Source organism: bacterium CG_4_10_14_0_2_um_filter_33_32 (genome assembly GCA_002792735.1).
Taxonomy (GTDB): domain Bacteria; phylum Patescibacteriota; class CPR2_A; order CG2-30-33-46; family CG2-30-33-46; genus CG2-30-33-46.
In genome coordinates, this window is sequence record PFOW01000055.1 from 1 (window position 1) to 24027 (window position 24027).

The window sequence follows — 24027 nt, forward strand, 5'->3', positions numbered from 1 at the left end:
TGCAAATTAGTCTTATACCACAAGGCTTTGATATGCATATTGGAAACTCCTTAGTTATTTGCAGGAGTCTCAAATGTTTCGTAACTTATTCATTTCATTTACAAAACATGATCAATAATCCCGCCGCCAAGCACTTCTTCACCATCATAGAAAACAGCTGACTGTCCTGACGTTATAGCTCTTTGTGGTGTTTTAAAAGTTAATTTGAACTTATCTTTTTCTGGATGAATATCTGCTTTCTGTTCTTTCATTGCATAACGTATCTTTGATTTAATATCCGTAACTTTTGTTGGTGCTTTTCCAGAAATCCAATTTATATTTTCTGCCAATAAAGATTTTCTATATAAATCTTTTTCTTTCCCTACAACCAATATATTATCTTTCGAATTGATATCTATAACATACAATGGCTCTTTCGCCGCAATACCAATACCCTTTCTTTGACCTACCGTATAAAAAGCTATTCCATTATGCTGTCCTAAGATTTCGCCTTTAGCATTAATGATTTTTCCTGCTTTGAATTTTTCCGGTTCAACCTGGCTCTCTAAAAACTGACGATAATCACCGAAGGGAACAAAACAAATTTCCTGGCTCTCCTTCCTATTATATGAAGGAAGATTACTTTCTTTAGCGATCCTTCTTACTTCTTCTTTTCTATAACCACCTATAGGAAGTAAAAAATGCTTTAATACTTTCTGTATAGCTGTATATAAAAAGTAACTCTGATCTTTATTACTATCAGTACCTTTTAAAAGCCTAAACATTTTTTCTTTTTTACCATTTATTAATCTTTCATAACTGTCCACTCTTGCATAATGACCAGTTGCAAAATAATCTGCTTCAAATATATCAATGGCTTTATGGAATAAAGCACTGAATTTTATTTTTTGCCCACATACAATACATGGATTAGGTGTTCTACCAGATAAATATTCATCTATAAAATAATCAACAATATTCTTTTTGAAAAAATCCCTTAAATCCAACACATGAAAAAGAATTTTTAGTTTATTAGCAGTTTCAAGAGCAACCTGCATTGCCTCTGCAGAACAACAAAGATTTTCAAAAGCGCAAAAAGGTACATTCTTCGGCTGATCCGAAGACCAAAAGCGCATAAAAACACCGATAACATCATACCCTTGCTCTTTGAGTAAAAATGCGGCCACAGATGAATCAACTCCACCGCTCATAGCTACAACCACCTTTTGTCTTTTACTTTTCATACCCAACCCATCTTTCCTTTGATTGCTTATTGTAAAAATCATCAGATGATTTTTTATAGTTTGTTTCCAAGAAAGATAATCTTTTTAATTTTTTACCATCCAACACTAAAGGATCAACAATTCTAATTTTGCTTTTAACTAAATAACTATTAGCAATTTCATTTCCTGAAACTATTAATTTTTCTCTTTTCATATTCTTTAACAATTTTAATTTCTTAAAAATATCTTTATTATTTGATTTTTTCAATTTTTCTAAAAATTTCTTTTCGTTCAAAAATAAATCTTCATGTTGAATAATCTTTTTTTCAAACGCTATCTTTATTACATCAACCATAATAAAATATAGTAATTCCTCAAAAGGATTTGCCCAAAATAGCTCATTGATTTTCATATAATTATCAGCAAAAGACAGTGCAATCTTCCTATTTTTAAAAACAATATTTCTATTCAAAACTATTAAATTATTTAATAAATCTTTGGTATTAAAATTTTTTGCTAAATAAGGGTCTCTTAAAAAATAATCAATCCGATCTGCACATAAATCTGGTAACGGCTTTTCCATGATAGGAAAATTGTTGTCATTAAGAACTTTTTTTAAATCTATATGATACTTTTTCAGTATTAGAGGAATATCTGATTTGTTAATTAATTCTCTATGATACTTTTTATCATACTCGCTATTTTCCTCTGGAAACAAAAAATCAATTGCATGAGAAAAAACCGTATGTCCTACATCGTACAACAATCCTGCAACCTGTTCTTCTACAGAAACTGAAAAACGCTTAAGCAAAAGATAAACACCTACACTATGTTCAAATCTAGTAATAATTCTTTTTGTATAATACTTATTATAAACACTTGGACCATGCTGGCTTATATTTTTTAATCTTTGAACTGGGTTAGAATTAATTATTTCGATAATAATAGGGTCTGAAATATTAACCTTCCCATACACATAATCCCTATAAATCATTATTGTTTACTCTTAGTTCTAATTCTTTATTAAGTACTTCCGAAATTAATATTGGATAATCTTTTGATTCATTCTCTTTAGTATAGCTTACAATTTTTGCCGATGCTTTATCTCTAATATTTATTAGCCAAGGATCATCAGCATTAATGATCACCAGACCATTTTTAGGTACCGCTTTAATTGCTTTTTCTATTTCTTTTGCTCTTATCTCTAGTTCATCGGACGATGCTTCGAAATCTAAACTTATATTCGTACAAATAAGGTATTTAGGTTGAACAATAGTTAAAAGATAATCCATTTCACCCGGGAAAATTGCTCCCAGCTCCAAGATTAATATTTTAGGAAATTTTTTACTAAATAAAGCAATAGATATTCCTCTTGATAAGATTTTAAACCATGCCCAAAAGGAAGAATTGCCTGATGGTAGATATAGTACGGCAAGCGGAAGGCCAATTTCAGTATTATAACTTCTGGGATTAGCTCGACAATCAAATTTTTTAGATAATTTTTCTTTGATTGCTTCCTTGGTTTCCGTTTTTCCTAAATTGCCAACTATACCAATAATCTGCGGCTTATGTCTCCAGATGGTTATCCTTGTTAATATTCTTAGAATCCAAGTTACGATTTTCTTAAATACTTTTTTCATTGCTGCTCCTTAAAGTATTGTTCTATTCTATCGAACGCCTCATTTATTTTTTCTTCAGTTACCCCAAAAGATATTCGTATATGATTTTCACCTATCGGACCAAAAGCGATTCCAGAAACTGTTGCTACCTTGGCTTTATACAACAAATCCAAAGCAATATCCCTTGAAGAACATTCCTTTAGGATTTTTGGAAAAACAAAATAAGCCGAATTTGGTCTTTTATATGAAAAATAATTTGATAATTTATCAAGACGCCTTAAAATCAAGTCCCTTCTTTTTATAAATTCTCTTTTAAACCTCAAGACCTCTTCCTCTGCTAACTCAAAAGCAGCTATTGCAGCGTATTGAGAAACTACTGGAGCGCAAGTGACAATAGCATCATGAACTTTAATGATTTCGGCTATATTTTCTTTTGACGAATGAACAAACCCGATTCTCCAACCAGTCATAGCAAAAGCCTTAGAAAAACTAAAAATTCGAACAACCCTATCTTTAATCTCAGGATTCTGTGCTGGTGAATAATACTCTATATCTTCATATATAAAATCTTTATAAACTTCGTCGGTAATGATAAATAAATTAAACTCTTTAGCTAATTCTTCTAATTCTTGAACTTCTTGTTTGCTGTAAATTGTGGATGTTGGATTGTTTGGATTACAAAAAAATATTGCTTTTGTTCTAGGAGTTATCTTTTCTTTAAAATAATTTGTATTTATACTCCAAGACTTTTCTTCATCCAAAGGAACAGATATTGGTATCCCTCCAGCAACTTTTATAGCCTCAGAATACGATACATAAGTTGGAGAAGGAATTAAAACTTCGTCATCTCTTTCTAATATAGTAAGGAGGGTGGCAGTTATTCCTTCGATAGCTCCAGCCGTTATAATTATTCAGTGCTAGGGCCATAAATCATATTATCTTTTTTAAGCTTCTCAGAGATTATCTCTCTAAGCTCTGGCAACCCCGGGCAAAGCGAGTATTTAGAAACAAGATTATTGTCTATAGCCCTCTTAGCAAAATTTTTGATCACTTCCGGTGTTTCGAACGATGGTATGCCTTGAGCTAATGAAATAGCATTCGGCACTTTAGAAGCTAGGAGTTCTATTTCTTTGATAATTGATAGTCTGATGTTTTTTGTTTTACTAATATCCATTAAGGATATTTTACTCTTTCTAACTGATTTTAAAAAGTGCCCGAAGGGCGCTCATCCCTACTCTCCCATTATCTGAAATAAAACTTCTCTATTTCTTGGCTGATCGAGTTCTAAGAAAAATATTCTCTGCCATTGTCCCAAAACGATTTTTCCATTTTCAATAATTAAGGTAACCGATGGATAACCGATAAACATATGCTGAATATGAGAGTGCCCATTCATACATTCTTCCGTATCCGGACTACAAACAAGATTTTCAGTCCTAATCTTTAAATCATTATGTCTATAATAATCCTTGCTTGGTGCAAATTTTTCTACAAAATCCTCAAAGTCCTTAAAAAAACAAGATTCTTTCTCATTGATAGTCAAAGTAGCAGATGTATGAAGAGAAAAAACAACTAGGACACCGTTTTGAATATTTCCTTCTTCCACAAAATTTTCCGCATCTGAAGTAATATCTTTTATATGAAGTTGTTTCTCGGTTTTAAATTTTAATCTCGTCGTTATAATTTTCATTAGACCTCTTTTCTAATCATTTTTCAAAGCATAATTTTTAGTAATTGCTAGATACATTACCCTTACAAATTCAGACATAGTAATATTAACACTTTTTTTATTATCCCACCATTTATCACTATTCCAATTAGAATCAGAAGAAGAATGGTTAATAATGTTATAATCTCTTCCCAAAATAAATGAAAAATTCATATAAGCTCTTTTTTGATGATAGGGCGAGGTAACAAGAATGATTTTTTTAAAATTGTTTTTTTCTAGAATATTTTTTGAGAATAATGCGTTTTCATAAGTAGATGTTGATTTCTCCTCAAGTAAAATATTATTTGAAGAAACTCCTTGTTTGATAGCATAATTTTTCATGCCCTTTGCGTTGGATACGGTTCCACTTTTTGCTGCTCCAGAAAAAAGTAAATAAGAAGCATAGCCTTGTTTAAACAACTTTACGCCTTCAGCAGTTCTCTCTATTGTTTCTCCTCCTGAAATTACAATTATTACATCAGATTTATCTAAATTATCCTGGGGCGATAAAAACTTTCCAAGGAAAGCCATTGTGAAAATTGCTAACATAAAAAAGACAAAGAAAAAAATAGCTGTTATGTAAAAAAGTCTTTTTTTAGTTTTTGCTTTCATTTCTATATTCAAATTAATCGGTAAAGTTCTGAGTAAACATTTTACCATATACTCCTCCGTCTAGCACCCCAATGCCGACTTTTCCAAACTCAGGATTTAATATGTTAGCTTTATGCCCTGGGCTATTCATCAATCCTTTATGCGCTATTTCTACGTTTGCAGCTAAAGCTAAATTTTCTCCTGCTATTATATATTTTATACCAACAGAAGATATTCTATCAAAAGGAGTTTTACCTTCTACATTATTATGGGCAAAATATCCCCTTGCAAACATATCCTTAGAATGTTCTCTTGCAACTTTCCTAAGTTGTTCATCCATAATTAATGGTTTAAAACCATGTCTTGCTCTTTCATTATTTACAAATTCCAACATTTGTTCCTCGCTTTGCGTGTCAATACTAACTTCATTTGTCTTAAATTTAAGATCAACTGATTCTTCGGTGTCCGGTTTTATAGTTAAAAGAGTAAATGTTTCGTTTATGGCACTACCTAACGATGGCTCTAATCTTCTCTCGACATCAGAAACAACAGCTACTAGTGGCTTACCTATGCTAGATTGAAAAATCTTTTCTTTGATATTACCTGAGGTGGGTAAAGCAATCAAAATTGTTAAAATCATAGCTATCCAGAAAATACCTTTTATCAAACCAGGAAAAATACCAAAATATTTATTAATATTAAATCTTTTAATTTTATCCGGCACTTTAAGATTAATCAAATATTCGAAAACGGAAAAAATTATCTTGAAAAGCATGAGCAATATCAAAAAAGACATTACTTTTAAAAGATTTGGCGGTAAAGAAATAATAGATTGCAACAATTGCGAAAATCTTGAATTTAGTAAAAAGGAAAATAATAAAGAAAAAGATAAGAAAAAAAACTCACTAAATATTTTTATAAATCCCCCAAAATATCCAAGTACTCCGAAAGCAATTAAAATTAATATTATAAAAATATCTATGTAATTCATATTAAGAAATATTTTCCCTTTTTAATTGTGGTATTATTTTTACACGGTTAGTAAAAAAATGTTTTATCTTAACAGATATTAAAGCCGCTAATCCAACAGATAGGGCAGAAATTATTTCTATAATGCCTAATGAACGAGTTTCTAAAAAGTTTTGGAAAAAAGGTATATATAAAAAAGAACTAAGCATCACCATTGAACAAAAACAAGCCCCTATTAAGTACCAATTAGTAAATAATGATTTTAATATTGATTGACGTCCAGAATGGGTATCAAATACATTAACTATCTGAGAAAATACCAAAGATGCATATGTTACACTCGTTGCTTTAAAATACAAAGATCCTGTCCAATCTTGTCCCCAAACCCAACCGTCTCTTAAAACAGTAATCGTAAAAGCTACGGCTGCACCAACGCCCATAACTATACCTATATAGAAAAAGCCAAGAATCATTTTTTTATTTAACAGCCTTTCTTTCTGATTTCTGGGAGGTCTATTCATAACATCTTCATCTTTCTGGTCAACGGCTAAGGCAAGAGAAGGTAAAACATCTGTGCCTAAATCTACTGCTAATATTTGAATGGCCAAAATTGGCATAGGTACTCCTAGAATAATGCCAGCAACGACAGAAAAAAGCTCTCCAACATTAGAAGAAAAAATATAATGAACAAATTTCTTTAAATTATCATAAACAATTCTTCCTTCCTCTACTGCCGCTACAATTGTTTTAAAATTATCATCCAATAGAATAACCTCAGAAGCTTCTTTTGACACATCGGTTCCCGCAATCCCCATAGCTACCCCGATATCCGCTTTTTTCAGTGCTGGAGCATCATTAACACCATCACCAGTAACGGCCACAATTTGGCCTTGCTCCTGCAAAACATTAACTATTCTAATTTTTTGCTCAGGAGCTGTTCTAGCAAAAACTACGTCTTTACTTTTTAATATTGTAGATAGTTCTGTATCTTCCATTTTCAAAAGCTCAGTTCCAGAAATAACTGAGTAATTATCTTTTACAATACCCACCCTGCTAGCTACAGCGCTTGCCGTTAAACCATAATCGCCGGTAATCATTATTACTTTTATTCCTGCCTTTTGAGCAATAGAGACTGCTTCAGCCACTCCTTCTTTTGGAGGATCAATCATAGCAATAAGACCTAAAAATGTAAGATTATTTTCTATGTTCGATTCACAAAGATTATTTCGATCATTAACTGATTTATATGCTATTGCTAAAACTCTTAATCCTTTCTTAGCATATTCATCAACATGATCCATTATTTTACGCTTATATTCATCAATAGATTTTACTTCTTTTCCAATTTGTATAGAGGGGCAACAATCTAAAACTTCATTAGGCGCTCCCTTACAATAGGCGAACAATCCTTTTTTATTTTCGACAACTACTGTCATTATTTTTCTTTCTGAAGTAAAAGGTATTTCGAATATCTCTTTATTCTTTATCTCTAAGCCCTTTTTTGAAATACCTGCTTTCTCTGCTAAAACAATGATTGATCCTTCGGTAGGATCACCTAGTATTTTCCATTGTTCTTCTTTATCTAACGGTGGAATAAGTTTAGCGTTAGTACAAAGAATGCCAGCTTCCAATAATGTGATCAATGTTTCGGGTAGAATTCTAATTTTAGCTTCTCCCTCAATAAAATCGCCGACCGGCTCATAACCAATCCCCTTTATATGAAAATGTCTAAAGTCAGCTAGAACTTCTTTGACTGTCATTTCGTTCTTAGTTATTGTTCCGGTCTTATCAGAGCAAATTACAGTTGCAGATCCCAACGTCTCAACGGCGGATAATTTTTTTACAAGAGCTTTTCTTTTTGCCATTCTTTTTACAGCTAAGGCTAAAGCAACAGATACTGTTGCCGGCAATCCTTCTGGTACCATAGCAACTGCTAAACTTAAAGCAAACACCAAGCTAAATGAAAAAGATTTCTGAAGAAAAATATTGATCAAGAAAATAATTATTCCAATAATAATCGTAATTCTCGCCACTTTTGTTGCTGATTTTGACAGTTCTTTTTGTAGAGGACTTTTTTCATCTTCAATCTGTTGCGTGACACAAGCAATCTTACCAAATTCAGTATTCATACCAGTGGCTATCACAATAGCTTTTGCGTTACCGCTTGCCACTGAAGTACCCGCAAAAACCATATTATCTATATCAGTAAGACCGACTTCTTTCTTAATAATTTGAGAAAACTTCTCTTGAGGGACTGATTCTCCTGTTAAAGTAAAGTCATTAGTATTTAGTTCATTTTCTTCAACAATACGAGCATCGGCCGGAATATCGTCTCCTTCATCCAAAATTAATACATCCCCTGGTATGATTTCACTGGCCAAAACTTCGCTTTCCTTACCTTCCCTTAGAACAACTGCCTTTTTAGGAAGCACTTTTTGCAATGTCTCAATAATTTTCTCAGCTCGATACTCCTGGATAAAACCAATAGTTGAGTTAAGAAAAATAATACCTAAAATTACTAAGGCGTCACGAGGACCAGTATCTCCACCAAAAACAAAAGATACCAACGCAGCACCTAACAATAGCATCGCAAAAATATCAAAAAAATAAGATAAGAACTTTATAATAACAGGCGCTTTTTTCTCTTTACTTATAGCATTCTCACCATATTTTTCCTGTCTTCTTTTTGCTTCGTTGCCGCCTAAACCGTAAGTGATAGATGTTCTAAGTTCATCTGCAATATCTTTTGCAGTTCTTTGATAATAGTGCATAATGTGAATATTATTTAACAAATATATTATACAGGAAATAAAGAACTAATCTAGAAATTTAGATACTTAATTATTTATCTTTTTTGAAATAATAAGCAAAAATTGCGGCAATAATAATACTAAATAGAGGTATGATCAAAACGGATATTGCTACTAATTTTGTATCATCAATAACTATAAATTTTGAGGAAAGGATAAGAATAATAGCAAAAAATAATAATATTCCGGCAACAATCCATCTAAATAAACTATCTGAAAAAATACTTCTAGTTAAATAACCCCAATTATACCTATTAGCTAAAAAATATAACATCATTGCTGCAGAAATAACTAAAATAACCATAACTGCTATTAATATATTCAAATCGGTTTTACTTATTAAATTTATCATTTCTTAATTTTTCTTATTTTTATAATCATCTATTGCTTTTTTTAAAGCATCTGCGGATAAATTTGAGCAATGTTCTTTTACGGGCGGTAAACCACCGAGCTCTCCAGAAACATCTTTTCTTTCAATATTATAAGCTTCTTTTAAGCTTTTACCTTTCGCCATTTCAGTTATCATTGAGCTTGTAGCAATGGCGGCAGCACAGCCAAAAGTTTTAAATTTTATATCCTCAATGTATTCGTCGCTGTCTCTTTCGCCTACCTTAATTGTAAGAAGCATGATGTCCCCACAAGTCGGATTGCCTACTCTTCCTAAGCCATCGGGATTTTTAATTTCTCCGATGTTGCGAGGATTTTGGAAATGATCCATTACTTTTTCTGAATATGGTGAAAATTCTGACATATAAACTCCTTTTTTAGTCGTTTTCTAAAACTCCTGAACTAATACCTCGAAGATCATCAATAATATCCGGCAAAATTTTAACAAAAGCATTAACATCATCTTCGGTAGTATACTGACCCATCGATATCCTTATAGAACTATGAGTCATTTCTGGCTTTAACCCAACAGCCGTTAATACATGAGAAGGTTGTAATGAACCTGAAGCGCAAGCGGATCCAGTAGAAACATAGAATCCTTTTGTATTAAGTTTTAGAAGCAATGATTCTCCCTCAACATTCTTAAAAACAAAACTGGCAATATGAGGAAGACGTTTTTCGTTATCTCCTGTTAATACCGAACCCGGGATATTCAAAACCTGCTCTATCAATTTGTCTCTAAGTAAACGCAATCTTTCAACTTCCTTAGTCTTCTTTCCAATAGCTAATTCTAAAGCCTTTGCCATGCCAACTATGTTTGCAACATTTTCAGTGCCGGCCCTTCTATGTTTTTCTTGCCCCCCGCCATTCTGCTGAGGTAAAAAAATTGAACCTCTTTTTACATATAATACCCCAACACCTTTGGGAGCATAAAATTTATGTCCAGTAATACTTAAAAAATTAATGCCAAGTTTATCAACTCTGGAATCTAAATACTGCACACCCTGAACCGCATCGGTATGGAAATAAACCGGGGGTAAATTTTTAGCTTCACGAATCTTGTTTATATCTTTTATTATATAAGCTATCTCTTCAATCGGCTCTATTGTACCTATTTCATTATTTGCATACATGATTGATACCAAAACAGTAGAATCTTTTATAGATTTTTTCACATCCTCCGGATCAATAATTCCTGCAGTAGAAACAGGCAATTCAGTCACATCAGCATTAAAATTATCTTTTAGATATTTAATTGTATCTAAAACTGAATGATGCTCTATAGGAGAAGTAATTATATGATTACCTTGATTTTTTAAATACCGTGAAAAATAAACGCCTTTAATCGCTAGATTGTTAGATTCGGTAGCACAGGAGGTAAAAATTATTTCAGATGTATCTGAACCTAAGATATTAGCTATTTTCTCCCGTGCTCCCTCGATTGCTAACCGTGCTTCTTGCCCCTTGTTATAGATGCTTGAAGGATTACCATATTTATCCCTAAGATATGGTTCCATTTCCTTAAAAACTTGGCTGTCTACCGGCGTTGTAGCCGCATAATCAAAATAGTATTCTTTCATATTTTAGATATCAGTTATCAGTAACTAATTATCAGTAAAGATAACGACTGACAAAAATTATTAATTACTGCCTTTCTTTTTGATTAATAAAATTATTGTTTTTTATTTCCTGCAATTCTTTTTTTACTCCAGGGATTAAATCGTAATTATCTAATTCATCTAGTATTATCCAAGCGTAATCTGTAAAATCTTCCTTTTGAATATTCACTTCTCCATCTTTTGCCTCACAAAGAAATCTGGGAATGACTACATGATAACCATCAGGTCTGGTAAACTCTGAATCGCCGATAAACTTAAAAATACCCGTTGTCTCTAAGTCGGTTTCTTCCTTGATTTCTCTTTCTAGTGTTTTCAAAATAGAACATCCTTTTTCAACTTTTCCACCCGGTACTGTCCACATACATGGTTGTGCTATCTCTTTTTCGCTTCTCTTTAATATCAAAAATTTGCCATCTTTTCTATATAAGAATCCAGTAACAGCCACGATGTGCAACTGATCATTACTTACCACTTTTGCCTCTCTTGATAGTATTTAGACACGCCTTACATTCGTTGACAAATTCACTCTCAAGATTCTGTAATTTCTTGTAGCTTTCATAGGATGCTAGAACGCCAACCGGATCTGAATACCTAAGCAAAACATAGTTGCTTCCCTTACCAAGATCTTTTACTATCTTGGAAGTTTTATTTTGTAATTCGTTTATGTTTATAAATTTCTCTTTTGACATAATAAAAAAGTTACCTCAAATGTATGGTAACTTCTATCAATAGATTAGTCAATAAAAAATAATAATTTATTTACTTAAACGTAATCCATTGCTAGTATCTATATTATTAGCATTTTGGTATTTACTATTATTAGGATCCTCCGCGGATTGTACCGCAGGATCCGCTCCACCAGACCAATTGTTTTGTTTTAAAATCTTGTTGCTCCAACGACTAAAATATTCACTATATTCAAGTGCATGCATACCCGAACTACTTATTCTTACTTTAACAAGTTGCGTAGAAGGATCATTGTAACCGCTACCATCAGTTTTTATAATACCATTACCGTTAGGCTGCTCTCTTTTAACATCATAAATAAGCAATTCTCTCGTAAGATTTGTATCGTTAAGATTAATTGCTTCTGAGCCGCTAGCTAAATTCCATTGGTTTGAAGAAATAACGATATGATACGGATTACTGTCACCTTTATTTTGAGTTCCAAGAGGGCGATAAATCATATTCCAATTACTAGCCACCATTGATCTTGTAGCTTCAAGCCCTTCCTTAGCAAGAGCAGATGCCTGGGTTTGAGCACCGCCCACTTTTGTTGATTGAAGCGATGCCATAATAAGCGAAGCTATGGTGATAGCAAAAATAGACGTAATAGATATTGCGATAAGAGCTTCTGCCAAAAGTGAGCCTTGAGCTTCTTTCAAATATTTCATTGCATAGCCTCTATTCTCCCTGATTTGGTAACAACTATTTTTACAAAACCGGTTTCCTGCTTTCTGGAAATCCTAAAAGCAATACTGTTAGCACCATCCTGACTTGCTGTTCCATAATTATCCGTTTCTCCAGTTATCTTATTGAAAATTATGAATGATCCTCCACCATTTATTGAAAAGTTATCGAATTGTAAGCTAGGCGGTAAATTATAAGATTTTTTAGAAACTGAAGTTTCCCACGGGTCCTCAAAAATTGTAAAAGTATCATTGCCCTCAATTTTAATACCCCATTTTTTTCCTAATTTCTGACTAATTGAATTTTTCTGGACCTCACGCATAAATGAAATAACTATTTTAGAATTTTCACTTAGTTCATTACTCTTTTGAAAAGATACATAACCATTTATCATAATAACGGATAATATACCCATTACTGCAACAACTATCAAAACCTCAATCAGCGTGAACCCTGATTTATTACCGTGAATATTACTAATTATTTCCTTTATAGACATAATAATAAAACTAACTTACTTTTGATATAAGCTGATATATAGGAGTAATAATAGCGAGTGCGATACCTCCTATACCAACTCCCATAATAACCATCATTATAGGCTCAATAAGTGTTGTCAGCTCTTTTAGGGTATTATCAACTTCTTCTTCATAAAAACCTGCCATTTCAGATAATAGTTCGCTTAAATTACCGGTTTTCTCTCCTACATTGATCATACCTATTACGATATTAGGAAAAAGATCATTCCTATTTTTAAGTACGCGAGAAAGTGATATACCTTTGCTCACATCACTTAGAGAATTAAGTAGAGATTTTTTATAAACACTATTTAAAGTATCCGCCGTAAGTTCTATGGCGTCCATTATAGGAATACCGGCTGACACTGTACTGCCCAAAGTCCTGGCAAATCTAGCTAATTGGACATCCTGCACTAATTTATTAACTTTTGGAATTTTTAAGGATACAGAAGCTATAAAATTACGAACACTTTCCTGGCGAAGTGCGACAATAAAAGCAAAGATAGAAAAAATTCCAAGCACTATAAAAAGAATTAAATTCTTACTTATGATTAAGCTGACCGCAATTATAATTTTAGTAAAAAGCGGCAACTTAACGCCTGATTGCGTAAAAAGATTAACTAACCTGGGCAAAACAAAAACTACCATTAATGCTATTACTGCGAAAGTGGATATTAAAAGTACGGCCGGATAAGTTAGCGCCCCCTTCACTTTACTGACCAAACTATAGTCTCTTCTTAAAAAATCAGTGAGTTTTTTTAAAGATTCTCCTAATTCGCCGGTCTCCTCTCCAGATTTCACCATATTTATATAATACTGAGAGAAAATCATTCGGTATCTTTTTAATACGCTCGAAATAGATTGCCCATTTTCAAGCCCAGTTTTTAAATCAGCAACCACTTTCTTTAAAATCTTATTTTTTGTATCATCAGCCAAGACATCAAAAGCATCATTTAAAGAAATACCGGCTTTTATCATTGTAGCTAAGTGCTCAGTAAAAATTATCTTATCTATTATTGGAACCCTGCCCAATAATCCAGCAGTTAACCTTTTGAATTTAGAAGTAGGCTTAGGTTCATTTACAGAAACTACAAAAAAATTTTGCCTTTTAAGAAAGGAGACTACCTGATCTTTTCCACTTGCTTCCATCTCCCCCTGAGCTAATTTACCGCGGCTATCGATGGCTTGCCACTTAAATAACATTTTAATCCCTTATAACTCTCATTATTTCTTCATATGTTGTTATTCCTGATTCTGCTTTCTCTAAGCCGTCTTCTAGCATTCTCCTCATACCATCTTTAATGGCCTGGGCTTCTATTCTAGACTCAGGAGCTTTTTGAAGTACCAGTTCTCTAATTTCATTATTGACTCTTAATATTTCAAAAATACCTACCATACCTCTGTAACCAGAATTATGACATTCCTTACAACCCTTGCCTGCAAAAACTGTTTTGGGCAATTTATATTTTTTTATATCCTTACCAGATATCCCTAATTGATAAAATATACGCGATGCTTCTTCCTTTGTAATAGGTTTTGGTGTAATACAACCTGGGCAAACTCTTCTTACAAGACGCTGAGCAATAATTAAATTAACAGTTGATGCCAAAAGGAAAGGCTGAACACCTATATCAACTAACCTAGGAATAGCGCCGGCAGCATTATTTGTATGTAGAGTTGAAAGAACCAAATGACCAGTTAAAGCTGCATGCACAGCTAGTTCGGCAGTATCGCTATCTCTAATTTCACCTACCATAATTATATCTGGGTCTTGTCTTAGTAAGCTCCTTAATCCATCGGCAAACGTTAACCCGGTTTTAACGTTAACCTGAATTTGATTAACTCTTCGGATGTCATATTCAACGGGATCTTCTATCGTAGATATATTAACTTCCGGTTTATTGATTAAATGAAGAATAGTATAAAGACTTGTTGTTTTACCAGAACCGGTAGGTCCAGTTGAAAGAACCATGCCATGTGTTTTTTTTATCGCATCCCTTATTACTGCCATGTCTTGCTGTTCTAGGCCAAGGCTTTCTAAATTCATCGGCCTTGCAGATTCCATAAGAAGTCTTAAAACTATTTTCTCACCATATATGGTTGGTATAACCGAAACACGAATAGCCATTGATGTTTCATCCAGTTTATATCTAAATCTTCCATCCTGCGGAAGCCTATGCTCATCTATTTTTAAATCCGAAATAAGCTTCACTCTTGCGGCTAAAGCAGAATGCACTATATATGGCAGATTAATAACATCCTGCAATATGCCATCAATTCTAAATCTAACCAGCACTTCATCGTCTAAAGGTTCTATGTGAATATCAGAAGATTCCTGAGCAGCTGCATATTCAATTAAGGTATCCAGTATTTTAGTAACAGGAATATCTTGGGCCATTTTTTCAGCATCATTGACTCCGGTTGACATTGCCTTATCAACATTTTCATTAATTATCTTGTCAAACTCCTGCGTAATCGATTTTTTATAACCAGAGAGCGCTTCCTTAAGATTTTTATGAGTAACTAAAACAGGATTTATCTTTTTACCAATTTTTCTTTCCATAAACTGAATTGTTTTTAAATCCCCGGGATCTTCCATTGCTAAAGTAATATCCTTTTTGCTTGCTCCTACCGCTATCACTTTATGAGTCTTGGCTATATTCTCAGGAACTAAAGAAAGCAATTCTGGTGTCATTTCAAAGCCCGAAAAATCAAAGAAAGGAACTTTAAAATAATCAGCGAGTATTTTAGTAAAATATTCCTCAGAAATTAAACCCTGCTCAATTAAAAGAGACTCAATATCCTGCGCTGTTCTTTTTGCCTCTTCTATTACAGAATCGAATTCTTTTTCACTAATAAACCCTGAAGATACTAAGGTATCTTTAAGTTCTTTTTCTGGAATATGTAGCATTTATCCTCCTAAAAATTAGAAATTATGCCGGAACCAAAAAATAAATATTGTATATAAAAATAGGTAATGAAGAAATCAAAAGATATGGATATACGGATAATCTTTCTATGGCTTTACCTTTAATTTTATAAAATATATGTGTTATAACCATCATAAAAAGAGCTATCACTATCAATACTATACCTCTATCCCATCCCATCAAAAAAGCAAGTACGAAATAAAACCAAATTTCATAAATAGAAATAATTTGTGAATTTCTTTTATAAAGTTTGTATAAAACTAAAGAAAAAACAGTTGCTGAAATAAATGACCAGATAAAATATTCTCCGAGGTTAAATAAAAAAAGTGATGCTGTGTACTTTGAATCTATAGCTTTAGCCATAAAACTACCAGGTAATTTATAAATCATGATTTGTAAAGTTGTCCAATATATCACAAAGCAAAAAGATATAATTAACGAACCATAAGCTAATCGTCTAATCACCCGGGCATCAACAACTTCTCTTCTAAAGAAAAAATGATAACCTAATGACAGAATAATAGATAACACCAGTACGGGTTTCCACCAAATAAAAACAGGTGATAAATAAGAAAGAATACCAACGATTTTTTCTAAACTCATATTATAATTTTAAGCCAAAAGTTTAATTTATTCAATCAGAAACAATAATTTTTATATAAATAATCAGCATTATGAAAACCCCGATCAATATCGGGGTTTAAATTCAGTTTAAGCTATAATGTAGATTAACCCGTGGCAACAGCTAAGTCATTACCTACTTCGTAACGATTTGCGTTATTACCGCCGTCTTTACCGTCTTTATCTTGAGTTGTTGTGTATTCGGTCGATTCAAAAGCACAGTCAATTTTGTAATGCCCGGCACCATCATGTATAAATCTGTAAAAGCTGGTGACGCTATTCTGTGGGTCTAATGGCAGGGCGGAAATAGGCGCGCCGGATGATACCGTTGAGAAATCTAACGGTACCCAACCGGTACCTGTATTACTCTGTACAGCCGTACCCGTAGTTGCCGGGGTAGCAGTTGTAGCATAAACAGTAGTTGTTGCCGCTGTAGCGTAAGTTTCATTCTCAGTAAATGCAGTAAAGGATTTCCCGTCGGTTAAGGCTAAATTTATGGCTGTTTGGATAGTGCCCATATCCGATATTCTTTGCGAATCACGGCTTTTTTTCATCATTTCAACAGGATTAATAACTAACACAATAACCGCGGCTAAAATACCGATGATTGCGATAACAACCAAAAGCTCAATTAATGTAAACCCTTTCTTTCCAATTTTTCTTTGTATTTATCCTCCTAGAAAAATTTGTTATAAAAATTATTTAGAATGCTCTTTTTTGCATTTTCGAACAGCCTCTACCACATCATTAGGCTGAAGCCGAGATTTAACCATAAATCCGACAGCTCCTAATTTATAGGCTTTCTGTTCATCATTACCATTACTCATACTAAGATTGGTAAGTAGCAACACAGGTATATTAGCAATATTCTTAATTTTACCACGAGCTTCTAAGAATTCAAAACCATTCATTTCAGGCATCATAATGTCCAATAAGATAACGTCAAATTTGTTATCTTTTTTTAATAAATCCAAAGCTTCTTTACCGTTATATTTTATAACAATATCAAGACCTTCGAATTTGAATTTTCGTTCGTACATTCTTGTCATTAATTGGTCGTCATCTACCAACAAAATGCGCACTCTTGCCTCAAACATTATACTTTTATTATATTTTACCAGAAATACGGTTCAATTGCAATCATTTATACGCTCCGCTATCACCTAAATCATGATTTTTTTACGGGTCGATGAATCTTCTTGTTCTTTTGTTTTCTTTTTTGCGATTGGCAGAGAAAAAGCAAAAGTTGTTCCTTTGCCAAAAACAGATTTCTCTATCCAAATATCCCCACCCATGGCTTTCATATATTGTCTGCATATATATAATCCTAAACCTGTTCCGCCCTTTTGGTTAGTAAGAGTAAGATTAACCTGAAAAAATTTCTGGAAGAGTTTTGATCTGTCTTCTTTCTTTAAACCTGCTCCGGTGTCACTTATATAAGTAACCAGATATTTACCCTTAACTTTTTGGTTGATAGTAATCCCGCCTTTCTCTGTAAATTTCAATGAGTTTCCCATTAAATTAGTAAGGACTTCCGATACCTTCCCTTCATCGCCTAATAGGAGCATACTCTGCTTTTTGGGAGAATATTTGATATAAAGACCTTTTCCTTTGGCAATATTTTTTAAATACTCTATTACTCTATGAGCAGATTCGACAATATTGAAATTGGACATATGATATACCATTCTACCCTGTTCAATCCTTGAGACATTAAGCATATCTTCTACTAAGATTAACAATCGCTGACTTCCTGAATAAGCATCCTCAAGAAACTCTCTTGTATAATTATCTATTTTACCGGCCTCTCCATCTAAAACCATTCTTAAATTGCCGGAAATAGCTGTCATTGGAGTTCTAAGTTCATGAGAGGTTACCGATAAAAATACATCCTTAGCTTTATTCATTGTGATTTCTTTTGTTATATCAGTTATTATTAATACTTGCCCTATTATAATTCCATTATCATTATCGTTATCCTTATCACTAATAATAGGAGAAATTATAGCCGAATAAGTAAGCCCGGTGGTCTTCTCGAAAGTTAAATTCATTACCTTTTGGATAGCTGTTCTTAATAATTTATCATTAGGAAATTTTATTTTTGCCTTACTATCTTTCATACATAAATATTTCCCATCCTTGAAAAGACAGCTTATCCTTTCTCCCTTGAGTATGAAATCTTTATGATTTACTGGCGCTACAAAATTAGTAAGAGTTTTTTCTAGATTTTCAAAACCTAATATACCCTGAACACTTTTATGCAAAATATTTTCTCTTTTTACACCAAAATTTTCTTCGGCAGTTTTATTCATTTCTAAAACGAAACCTTTATCATCAACCACTAAAAGACCGCTACCAATGCTTTTCAATATTGCCTGTTCTTCGTTCTCTTTAACCTGAATCTTATTAAGAAGAGTGGCATTACTTATTACAACACTTATAACCTTACAAAGCTTTTCATAAAAATTTATAGTTTTTTCATTATTGATATCTTTCTTAGAATCTAAGCAGCAAACAGTACCCATGACATTCTTACCGTCAATAATAGGACTAATTATTACAGTATCTGCACTTAATACCGGAGTCCGATAAATCCTCTGATCAGACTGTGCATGATCAGATATCATAATCTTTTTTTCTGAAAATGCTATGCCATTAAGTGATTTATTTATATCAATTTTCAGTGTATCTGTTTGCTTATTATTTAAGCCAGAACTTCCATTCTGTGCTTCTAATCTATTCGTTTCTTTATTGTATATAAAAAGTATGACTCTTCTGGCCTCCATGCTTTGAACAACTATTCTTGTAACCACAGCTACCAACTTAGAAAATTCTTTTGCCCATACCACAGACTGAGAAACTTTTGTTAAAGATTCAGATTGAACAAGAGCAACTTCAAGTTCTTCCTCGGATATATTCATATCCTCAAGAATATTAAGCATAGCCTTTTTTGAATCAGTTAATTCTGCAATCATCTTCTCTAAATCTGTGTTTTTAAACTGTAAATCAACAGCTTTTTTCTGAAACATTTCTTCCAATTTTTCCGCATATTCCTGGGTAGTTCTTTGAAGTATTGCATCCTCTTCTAAGGTTTTGTAAATTAAATCAACCGTCATCAATACATAAATAGATCCGGCGGCAAAAATGATTATAGTAAGAAAATCAGTATTTACTTTTATTTCTTTAAAATGGATGAATGTAAATGCAACATAGCCGAAGAAAAAAGCGATAATTAATACAAACATCAAGCGCCAAAGATTTTTATAACTGCTTAGTCTTACATATTTAAAAACCTTCAGACACCTAAGTGCCGAATAGATAATCATCAAAATTCCGAAAAATAAAAGAAAAAATCCTAACATACAATTTTAAAATAAAACTATTATTTGCCTTGTTTAAATTTATTAATTTCTTTTTTTAGCTCAATCATTTTCAATTCCCTCGATACAACAATTTTCTCCAGAGTATTCAACTCTTTATTTTTTTGCTCCAATATCTCTAGATGCTCATTTAAGCTATGCTCCTGTTTTTTAATGTCAGAAATATCTCTAACAAATGTTGATACTGCTATAGGTTTATCGCTTGAATCTTCAATCAAATATGCAAATACTGACACGGGTATTCTTTTTTTGTTTTTGGTTATTCGTTCGCTTTCAAATACATGAAATTCGTTAGCCATAATCTGATTAAAACAAGATTTAGTTTCTTCTACTCTGCTTTGGGGAATAATTGTAAATACAGATTTCCCTATCATCTCTTCTCTCTTATAACCAAGCAGCTCTTCTGCGCCATGATTCCACTCTAATATTTTCATATTAAAATCAATTACTATGATTGTCTCTAAGGAATCACGAATTATATTTGCCAAAAAGAGATTTTTCTCTTTAAATAACTGCTCCTCGGTAACATCTCTGGAATATTCTATAATATTATCGATATTCCCTGCATTATCTAACACGGGGTATTGCCAAACATCAAAAATTCTTGCGCCATATTTCATAGAAAAATTTATAGGTTTTTTTGTCTTAATTAGCTCCTTTACCTGACATCCCGGGCAACGATCCGTAAGTTTTTGTGTTATCTCGAAACACTTTTGAGTCTTTATACTGTTAAAATTTTTAATCTTCAAATCTTCCCTAGCTTTTTTGTTAGCATTAATAATATGAAGATCCTTATCTAATAAAATAATATAATCAGACAAGGAATCAAAAATCAATTCCCATTCTTGCTTTGATTTTTCGTAATGATTTTTCTCTTTTATCAGCTGCACTTCTTTTTCTTTAAGATCGGATATATCCCTCATAAAAGAAGCGACTCCGCTTGGATTACCCTTATCATCCTCTAATACAAAAGAGCTACATAAAATAGGTATTAATGTTTTATCCTTTTTTAGTCTTACGCTTTCGTATACATGATTTTTATCTTTTAATATTTTTTCGAATATACGCTTTGTTTCAACGTGTTTATCTTCTGGAATAATCCTTATAAATGATTCCCCTACAATCTCATTAACTTTGTAACCAAACACCTTTTCGGCACCCTTATTCCAATTTACTATAGAACCATTCAAGCTAACTATCAGAATGGGGTCTATGGCTTTGTCCATAGCATCTACTAAAACACTATTTTCTTTCTTTACTCTTTCTTCTAATGTAACATCTTTACCGTATTCAATCACCTGTTGTATTTTTCCGTCTTCATCAAGAATCGGATAAAACCATAAATGATATTTTCTGTTGCCAAAAATATCTATTAAAATATCACGAGGTTTTTTATCCCTTAAAACATTGCGAACAACGCACCCTTCACAAATACCCTTATTGCCTTGAAAAAAATTAAAACATTTTATCGACTTATTAGGATCAAATTTTTTTCCTGAGAGCTCAGCTGCTTTCTTGTTCGCACGGATGACATTAAGATCTTTATCAAGTATAGCGACAAGATCATTTATAGAGTTGAATGTCTGCTCCCAATCATCTGTAGTTTTTTTAAATTTTTCTTCTTTTCTTTCTAGATCTTCCTTTGTCTTATTATCACTAGTTTTATCAACACCTATAGAAAGAATCAAATCAGCCCCAGCGGCCTTAAAATAAATATTTCTCCAAGAAACAAAAAGTCTTGATCCATTTTTCTTCAAGATATCGTTCTCGTAGATTTGAAAGGTTTTTTTCTTGGATATTAAACTACTAAAAATTATCTTTAACCTTTTTCTTATTTCTTTTCTGATAAATAAATCAAAGAAATTTTTCCCAATAACCTCTTCTTCCTTATAACCAAGTTTCTTCAGGGTTACTTTACTTAAGTAGACAATTTTCCCTTGAAAATCCAAAACAACAACTATATCCTGAAAATTTTCAAACAGTTCATGTATATACGAATCAATACTTATTTTCTTTAAAGAAGAGGATTTTACAAACATGTAACCGTCCTTTTTACTCCTTATATTATAAACAATATTTTAAGTATGACCAATGAGCTAAATCTTATTTCTTTTGCAAAGACTCATAACCTTCAATATCAAAGTGTGCCGGCTGAGATTGATAATCTGTTTTATTGCTAGTAATTAATCTTAATTCTTTAGCAACGAAAAATATCGAAAAAGAAACAAGACCTATCATAAAAAATATTGTTGTTGATAAAAATATAATTCTAAATTTTCGATTTCCTAAACGATTCATTAATCCCTCGTATAAACTCTAAACTTAATTATTGCAATAGCTGATAAATCTAATGACCCCTCCGAAGAAGCTGTAATATTTATTGATTCTATGGTTGTATAATATTTAAGATTTTCTAAACCGGATAAATACTGATTTATAGCGTTAAGCTTTCCCTTTAAATTAACCTCTAACGCTACATTATTTGTGTCGCTTACTATTTTACTCTTAGAAGCTTCCTTACCTTCTGTAAAACTAATTGTCTGGGTATTATTGGTTTGGGAAGCTAAAGACTCTAAAGAATCCAAAAACGGACTAAGCTTATCTTTTAATGGGAATATTTCGGAAAAAGATATCCAACCCGGTTCCAACTGCTTGTATTCTTTCTCTAAAGCACTTTGAGTTGTTGATTGATGATTTAATGCCTCTTTAAGCGCCTGTTTTTGTTTTATTTCATTTATATCTCTCTTTACAGCTGAATTAAAATAAAACACAACTAACAAAGAAACTGTTATTGCAAATATTATCTTGATTAAAGCAAAATTTAAAGATTTATTTTTTCTCATTTTTTCCTGTCTTCAAGGTAATCTTAAAAATTGTATTCTCTTTCTGTGAAATAGATGATAGAGGCAAATCAATCTCAGAAAAATAAGAAGCTTTTTCAAGATTATCCTTATATTCTAAAACACCCTCTCTTTTGGCTGATATTCCTTCAATAATCAGATTGCTTTTTGCTGCATCAAATGAAATCTTGGTTAGTCTAACACTGCCTGGTAAATTTCCTAAAGCCACTGAGAATTTTTTTTCAATCTCCTGCTTTGAAGATTCTAATTCTTTCATTCTTTTTACTTGATTATTAAAATCCTTTGATTTTTCTTCTAGGCCCTTATAGGCAGGGTTTGTCTTTGTTGCGTTTATTGAAATTCTATTATCTAAATCTGCCCTGAATTGATTGAGAAAAAATGCAAAACCTAAAAAAAGCAATAAAATAATAATTACTAAAACGCTAAAAATATTACCAATGGCGTTATAAATAAGGAAGCTTTTTTCTTTCTCATACTCCTCTTTAACACCTAAGGGCAAAAGACTAATCTCCGTATCATCTTGCCTGGCCTTAATCCCCCTAAGAGAAGCTCCTGATAAGCTGAGATTATCAATATCCTTAAGTTCTGGTTTTCTTTCAACTATCTTGATCTTTGCAGACAACTTATTTTCTAATAAACTAATAATTTTTTTAGCTTCGGAACTACTATCAATATCAAAATGAAAAGAATCCAATATTAACCCCTTTTTATCGGATGTATAAAAATTTAATACTTTAATAATTTCCAAAACTATATCTTGCAAATAGTTATTAGATTTAATAATCTTACTGCTTTCTACAAATCTTAAGCCTTTCTTTTCATAAACATACAAAGCAAGCTCGCAGTCACGGTATATCACTCCTACAAAAGTCTCCTGCTTATCAAGGGCTGTTCTTAAATGAGAAGAAGTGTAAGTCTCAAAAGCATAGGAAATGACTTTTGCTTTTGTAAATATCCCAACTAATTTGTTTATTAAAAATTTGGAAGAAGTGGATATTAAATATTCTTTTTTATTTCTTTCTCCTCTAACATTCGGTATCTCTTGCCAATGGATGAGGCTATCCGACTTATCAAAAGGAACATCTAACTCCACGTTTAATTCAATAGCTGATGAAAGTTCTTCCTGCGGAGTGTTTATAGGCACATATTCACTGCTGATATAAGATAAATTATCAGGAAAAGTTACAATAATTTCTGATTTTTTAAAAAATGATCTATTTTTCTTATATATAATATTAAGGTTTTTCTCTAAATTGCTTATGTCTTCATCGTTATTAAAATCATTTATTTTGCATGGATATTTTAAAACATTAGAAAAAATAATAGATTTTTTTCTATTTTCTTTAATATTTTGTACGTAAATATTTTCGCCGGTTATTTGTATACCAGTAGCGTACTTCAA

Annotated in this window: 26 protein-coding genes; all 26 read right to left on the bottom strand. The window is 32.3% G+C overall.

Translation table 11 applies throughout. The features are described from left to right. Nucleotides 1–98: 98 nt before the first annotated feature. Nucleotides 99–1265: a tRNA 2-thiouridine(34) synthase MnmA gene (locus tag COX95_03285; protein PIZ85588.1), complete on the bottom strand. Its 1167-nt coding sequence runs from the start codon at nucleotides 1263–1265 to the stop codon at nucleotides 99–101. Beyond that, complete coding sequence (locus tag COX95_03290) at nucleotides 1213–2196, bottom strand: hypothetical protein (protein ID PIZ85589.1); 984 nt, start codon at nucleotides 2194–2196, stop codon at nucleotides 1213–1215. Before COX95_03290 ends, COX95_03285 begins: the two co-directional genes overlap by 53 nt. Next, nucleotides 2186–2842 (bottom strand): hypothetical protein, encoded by a 657-nt coding sequence (locus COX95_03295; protein ID PIZ85590.1) that lies wholly within the window; start codon nucleotides 2840–2842, stop codon nucleotides 2186–2188. The genes COX95_03290 and COX95_03295 overlap by 11 nt, the downstream gene beginning before the upstream one ends. After that, complete coding sequence (locus COX95_03300; GenBank protein PIZ85591.1) at nucleotides 2839–3732, bottom strand: aminotransferase; 894 nt, start codon at nucleotides 3730–3732, stop codon at nucleotides 2839–2841. Before COX95_03300 ends, COX95_03295 begins: the two co-directional genes overlap by 4 nt. Beyond that, the gene (locus COX95_03305; GenBank protein PIZ85592.1) at nucleotides 3729–3995 is read right to left on the bottom strand and encodes a hypothetical protein; all 267 of its coding nucleotides are present in this window, start codon (nucleotides 3993–3995) and stop codon (nucleotides 3729–3731) included. Before COX95_03305 ends, COX95_03300 begins: the two co-directional genes overlap by 4 nt. Nucleotides 3996–4052: 57 nt before the next feature. Further along, on the bottom strand, nucleotides 4053–4511 hold the full coding sequence (locus tag COX95_03310; GenBank protein PIZ85593.1) for a secondary thiamine-phosphate synthase enzyme: 459 nt from the start codon (nucleotides 4509–4511) through the stop codon (nucleotides 4053–4055). A gap of 12 nt (nucleotides 4512–4523) precedes the next feature. Further along, complete coding sequence (locus tag COX95_03315; GenBank protein ID PIZ85594.1) at nucleotides 4524–5189, bottom strand: hypothetical protein; 666 nt, start codon at nucleotides 5187–5189, stop codon at nucleotides 4524–4526. After that, a complete protein-coding gene (locus tag COX95_03320) occupies nucleotides 5155–6111 on the bottom strand; it encodes a hypothetical protein (protein ID PIZ85595.1) in 957 nt (318 codons plus the stop codon). The genes COX95_03315 and COX95_03320 overlap by 35 nt, the downstream gene beginning before the upstream one ends. Nucleotide 6112: 1 nt before the next feature. Continuing rightward, nucleotides 6113–8860, bottom strand: coding sequence for an ATPase (locus COX95_03325; protein PIZ85596.1), 2748 nt, complete (start codon nucleotides 8858–8860; stop codon nucleotides 6113–6115). Nucleotides 8861–8930: 70 nt separating this feature from the next. Beyond that, entirely contained in the window at nucleotides 8931–9251 is a 321-nt protein-coding gene (locus COX95_03330) for a hypothetical protein (protein ID PIZ85597.1), read from the bottom strand. 3 nt (nucleotides 9252–9254) lie between these two features. Beyond that, complete coding sequence (locus COX95_03335) at nucleotides 9255–9650, bottom strand: iron-sulfur cluster assembly scaffold protein (GenBank protein PIZ85598.1); 396 nt, start codon at nucleotides 9648–9650, stop codon at nucleotides 9255–9257. Between the two features lie 13 nt (nucleotides 9651–9663). After that, nucleotides 9664–10866, bottom strand: coding sequence for a cysteine desulfurase NifS (locus tag COX95_03340; GenBank protein ID PIZ85599.1), 1203 nt, complete (start codon nucleotides 10864–10866; stop codon nucleotides 9664–9666). A 64-nt stretch (nucleotides 10867–10930) separates the two neighbouring features. Beyond that, nucleotides 10931–11398: a hypothetical protein gene (locus tag COX95_03345; protein PIZ85600.1), complete on the bottom strand. Its 468-nt coding sequence runs from the start codon at nucleotides 11396–11398 to the stop codon at nucleotides 10931–10933. Continuing rightward, complete coding sequence (locus COX95_03350) at nucleotides 11367–11594, bottom strand: hypothetical protein (protein PIZ85601.1); 228 nt, start codon at nucleotides 11592–11594, stop codon at nucleotides 11367–11369. The genes COX95_03345 and COX95_03350 overlap by 32 nt, the downstream gene beginning before the upstream one ends. A gap of 66 nt (nucleotides 11595–11660) precedes the next feature. Continuing rightward, nucleotides 11661–12299, bottom strand: a complete 639-nt coding sequence (locus COX95_03355; protein PIZ85602.1) for a hypothetical protein — start codon at nucleotides 12297–12299, stop codon at nucleotides 11661–11663. Beyond that, on the bottom strand, nucleotides 12296–12814 hold the full coding sequence (locus COX95_03360) for a hypothetical protein (protein ID PIZ85603.1): 519 nt from the start codon (nucleotides 12812–12814) through the stop codon (nucleotides 12296–12298). The genes COX95_03355 and COX95_03360 overlap by 4 nt, the downstream gene beginning before the upstream one ends. Nucleotides 12815–12824: 10 nt before the next feature. Further along, nucleotides 12825–14036, bottom strand: a complete 1212-nt coding sequence (locus COX95_03365; GenBank protein PIZ85604.1) for a hypothetical protein — start codon at nucleotides 14034–14036, stop codon at nucleotides 12825–12827. A 1-nt stretch (nucleotide 14037) separates the two neighbouring features. Further along, a complete protein-coding gene (locus COX95_03370) occupies nucleotides 14038–15744 on the bottom strand; it encodes a hypothetical protein (GenBank protein PIZ85605.1) in 1707 nt (568 codons plus the stop codon). Nucleotides 15745–15766: 22 nt separating this feature from the next. Next, the gene (locus COX95_03375) at nucleotides 15767–16366 is read right to left on the bottom strand and encodes a hypothetical protein (GenBank protein ID PIZ85606.1); all 600 of its coding nucleotides are present in this window, start codon (nucleotides 16364–16366) and stop codon (nucleotides 15767–15769) included. 125 nt (nucleotides 16367–16491) lie between these two features. Further along, nucleotides 16492–17052, bottom strand: a complete 561-nt coding sequence (locus COX95_03380; GenBank protein ID PIZ85607.1) for a hypothetical protein — start codon at nucleotides 17050–17052, stop codon at nucleotides 16492–16494. A gap of 30 nt (nucleotides 17053–17082) precedes the next feature. Then, entirely contained in the window at nucleotides 17083–17481 is a 399-nt protein-coding gene (locus COX95_03385; protein PIZ85608.1) for a hypothetical protein, read from the bottom strand. A 66-nt stretch (nucleotides 17482–17547) separates the two neighbouring features. Continuing rightward, entirely contained in the window at nucleotides 17548–19746 is a 2199-nt protein-coding gene (locus COX95_03390; GenBank protein PIZ85609.1) for a hypothetical protein, read from the bottom strand. 20 nt (nucleotides 19747–19766) lie between these two features. Then, entirely contained in the window at nucleotides 19767–21803 is a 2037-nt protein-coding gene (locus tag COX95_03395; GenBank protein ID PIZ85610.1) for a hypothetical protein, read from the bottom strand. A gap of 64 nt (nucleotides 21804–21867) precedes the next feature. Further along, a complete protein-coding gene (locus COX95_03400) occupies nucleotides 21868–22062 on the bottom strand; it encodes a hypothetical protein (protein PIZ85611.1) in 195 nt (64 codons plus the stop codon). Further along, entirely contained in the window at nucleotides 22062–22607 is a 546-nt protein-coding gene (locus tag COX95_03405) for a hypothetical protein (GenBank protein PIZ85612.1), read from the bottom strand. Before COX95_03405 ends, COX95_03400 begins: the two co-directional genes overlap by 1 nt. Next, nucleotides 22594–24027, bottom strand: a complete 1434-nt coding sequence (locus COX95_03410) for a hypothetical protein (protein ID PIZ85613.1) — start codon at nucleotides 24025–24027, stop codon at nucleotides 22594–22596. The genes COX95_03405 and COX95_03410 overlap by 14 nt, the downstream gene beginning before the upstream one ends.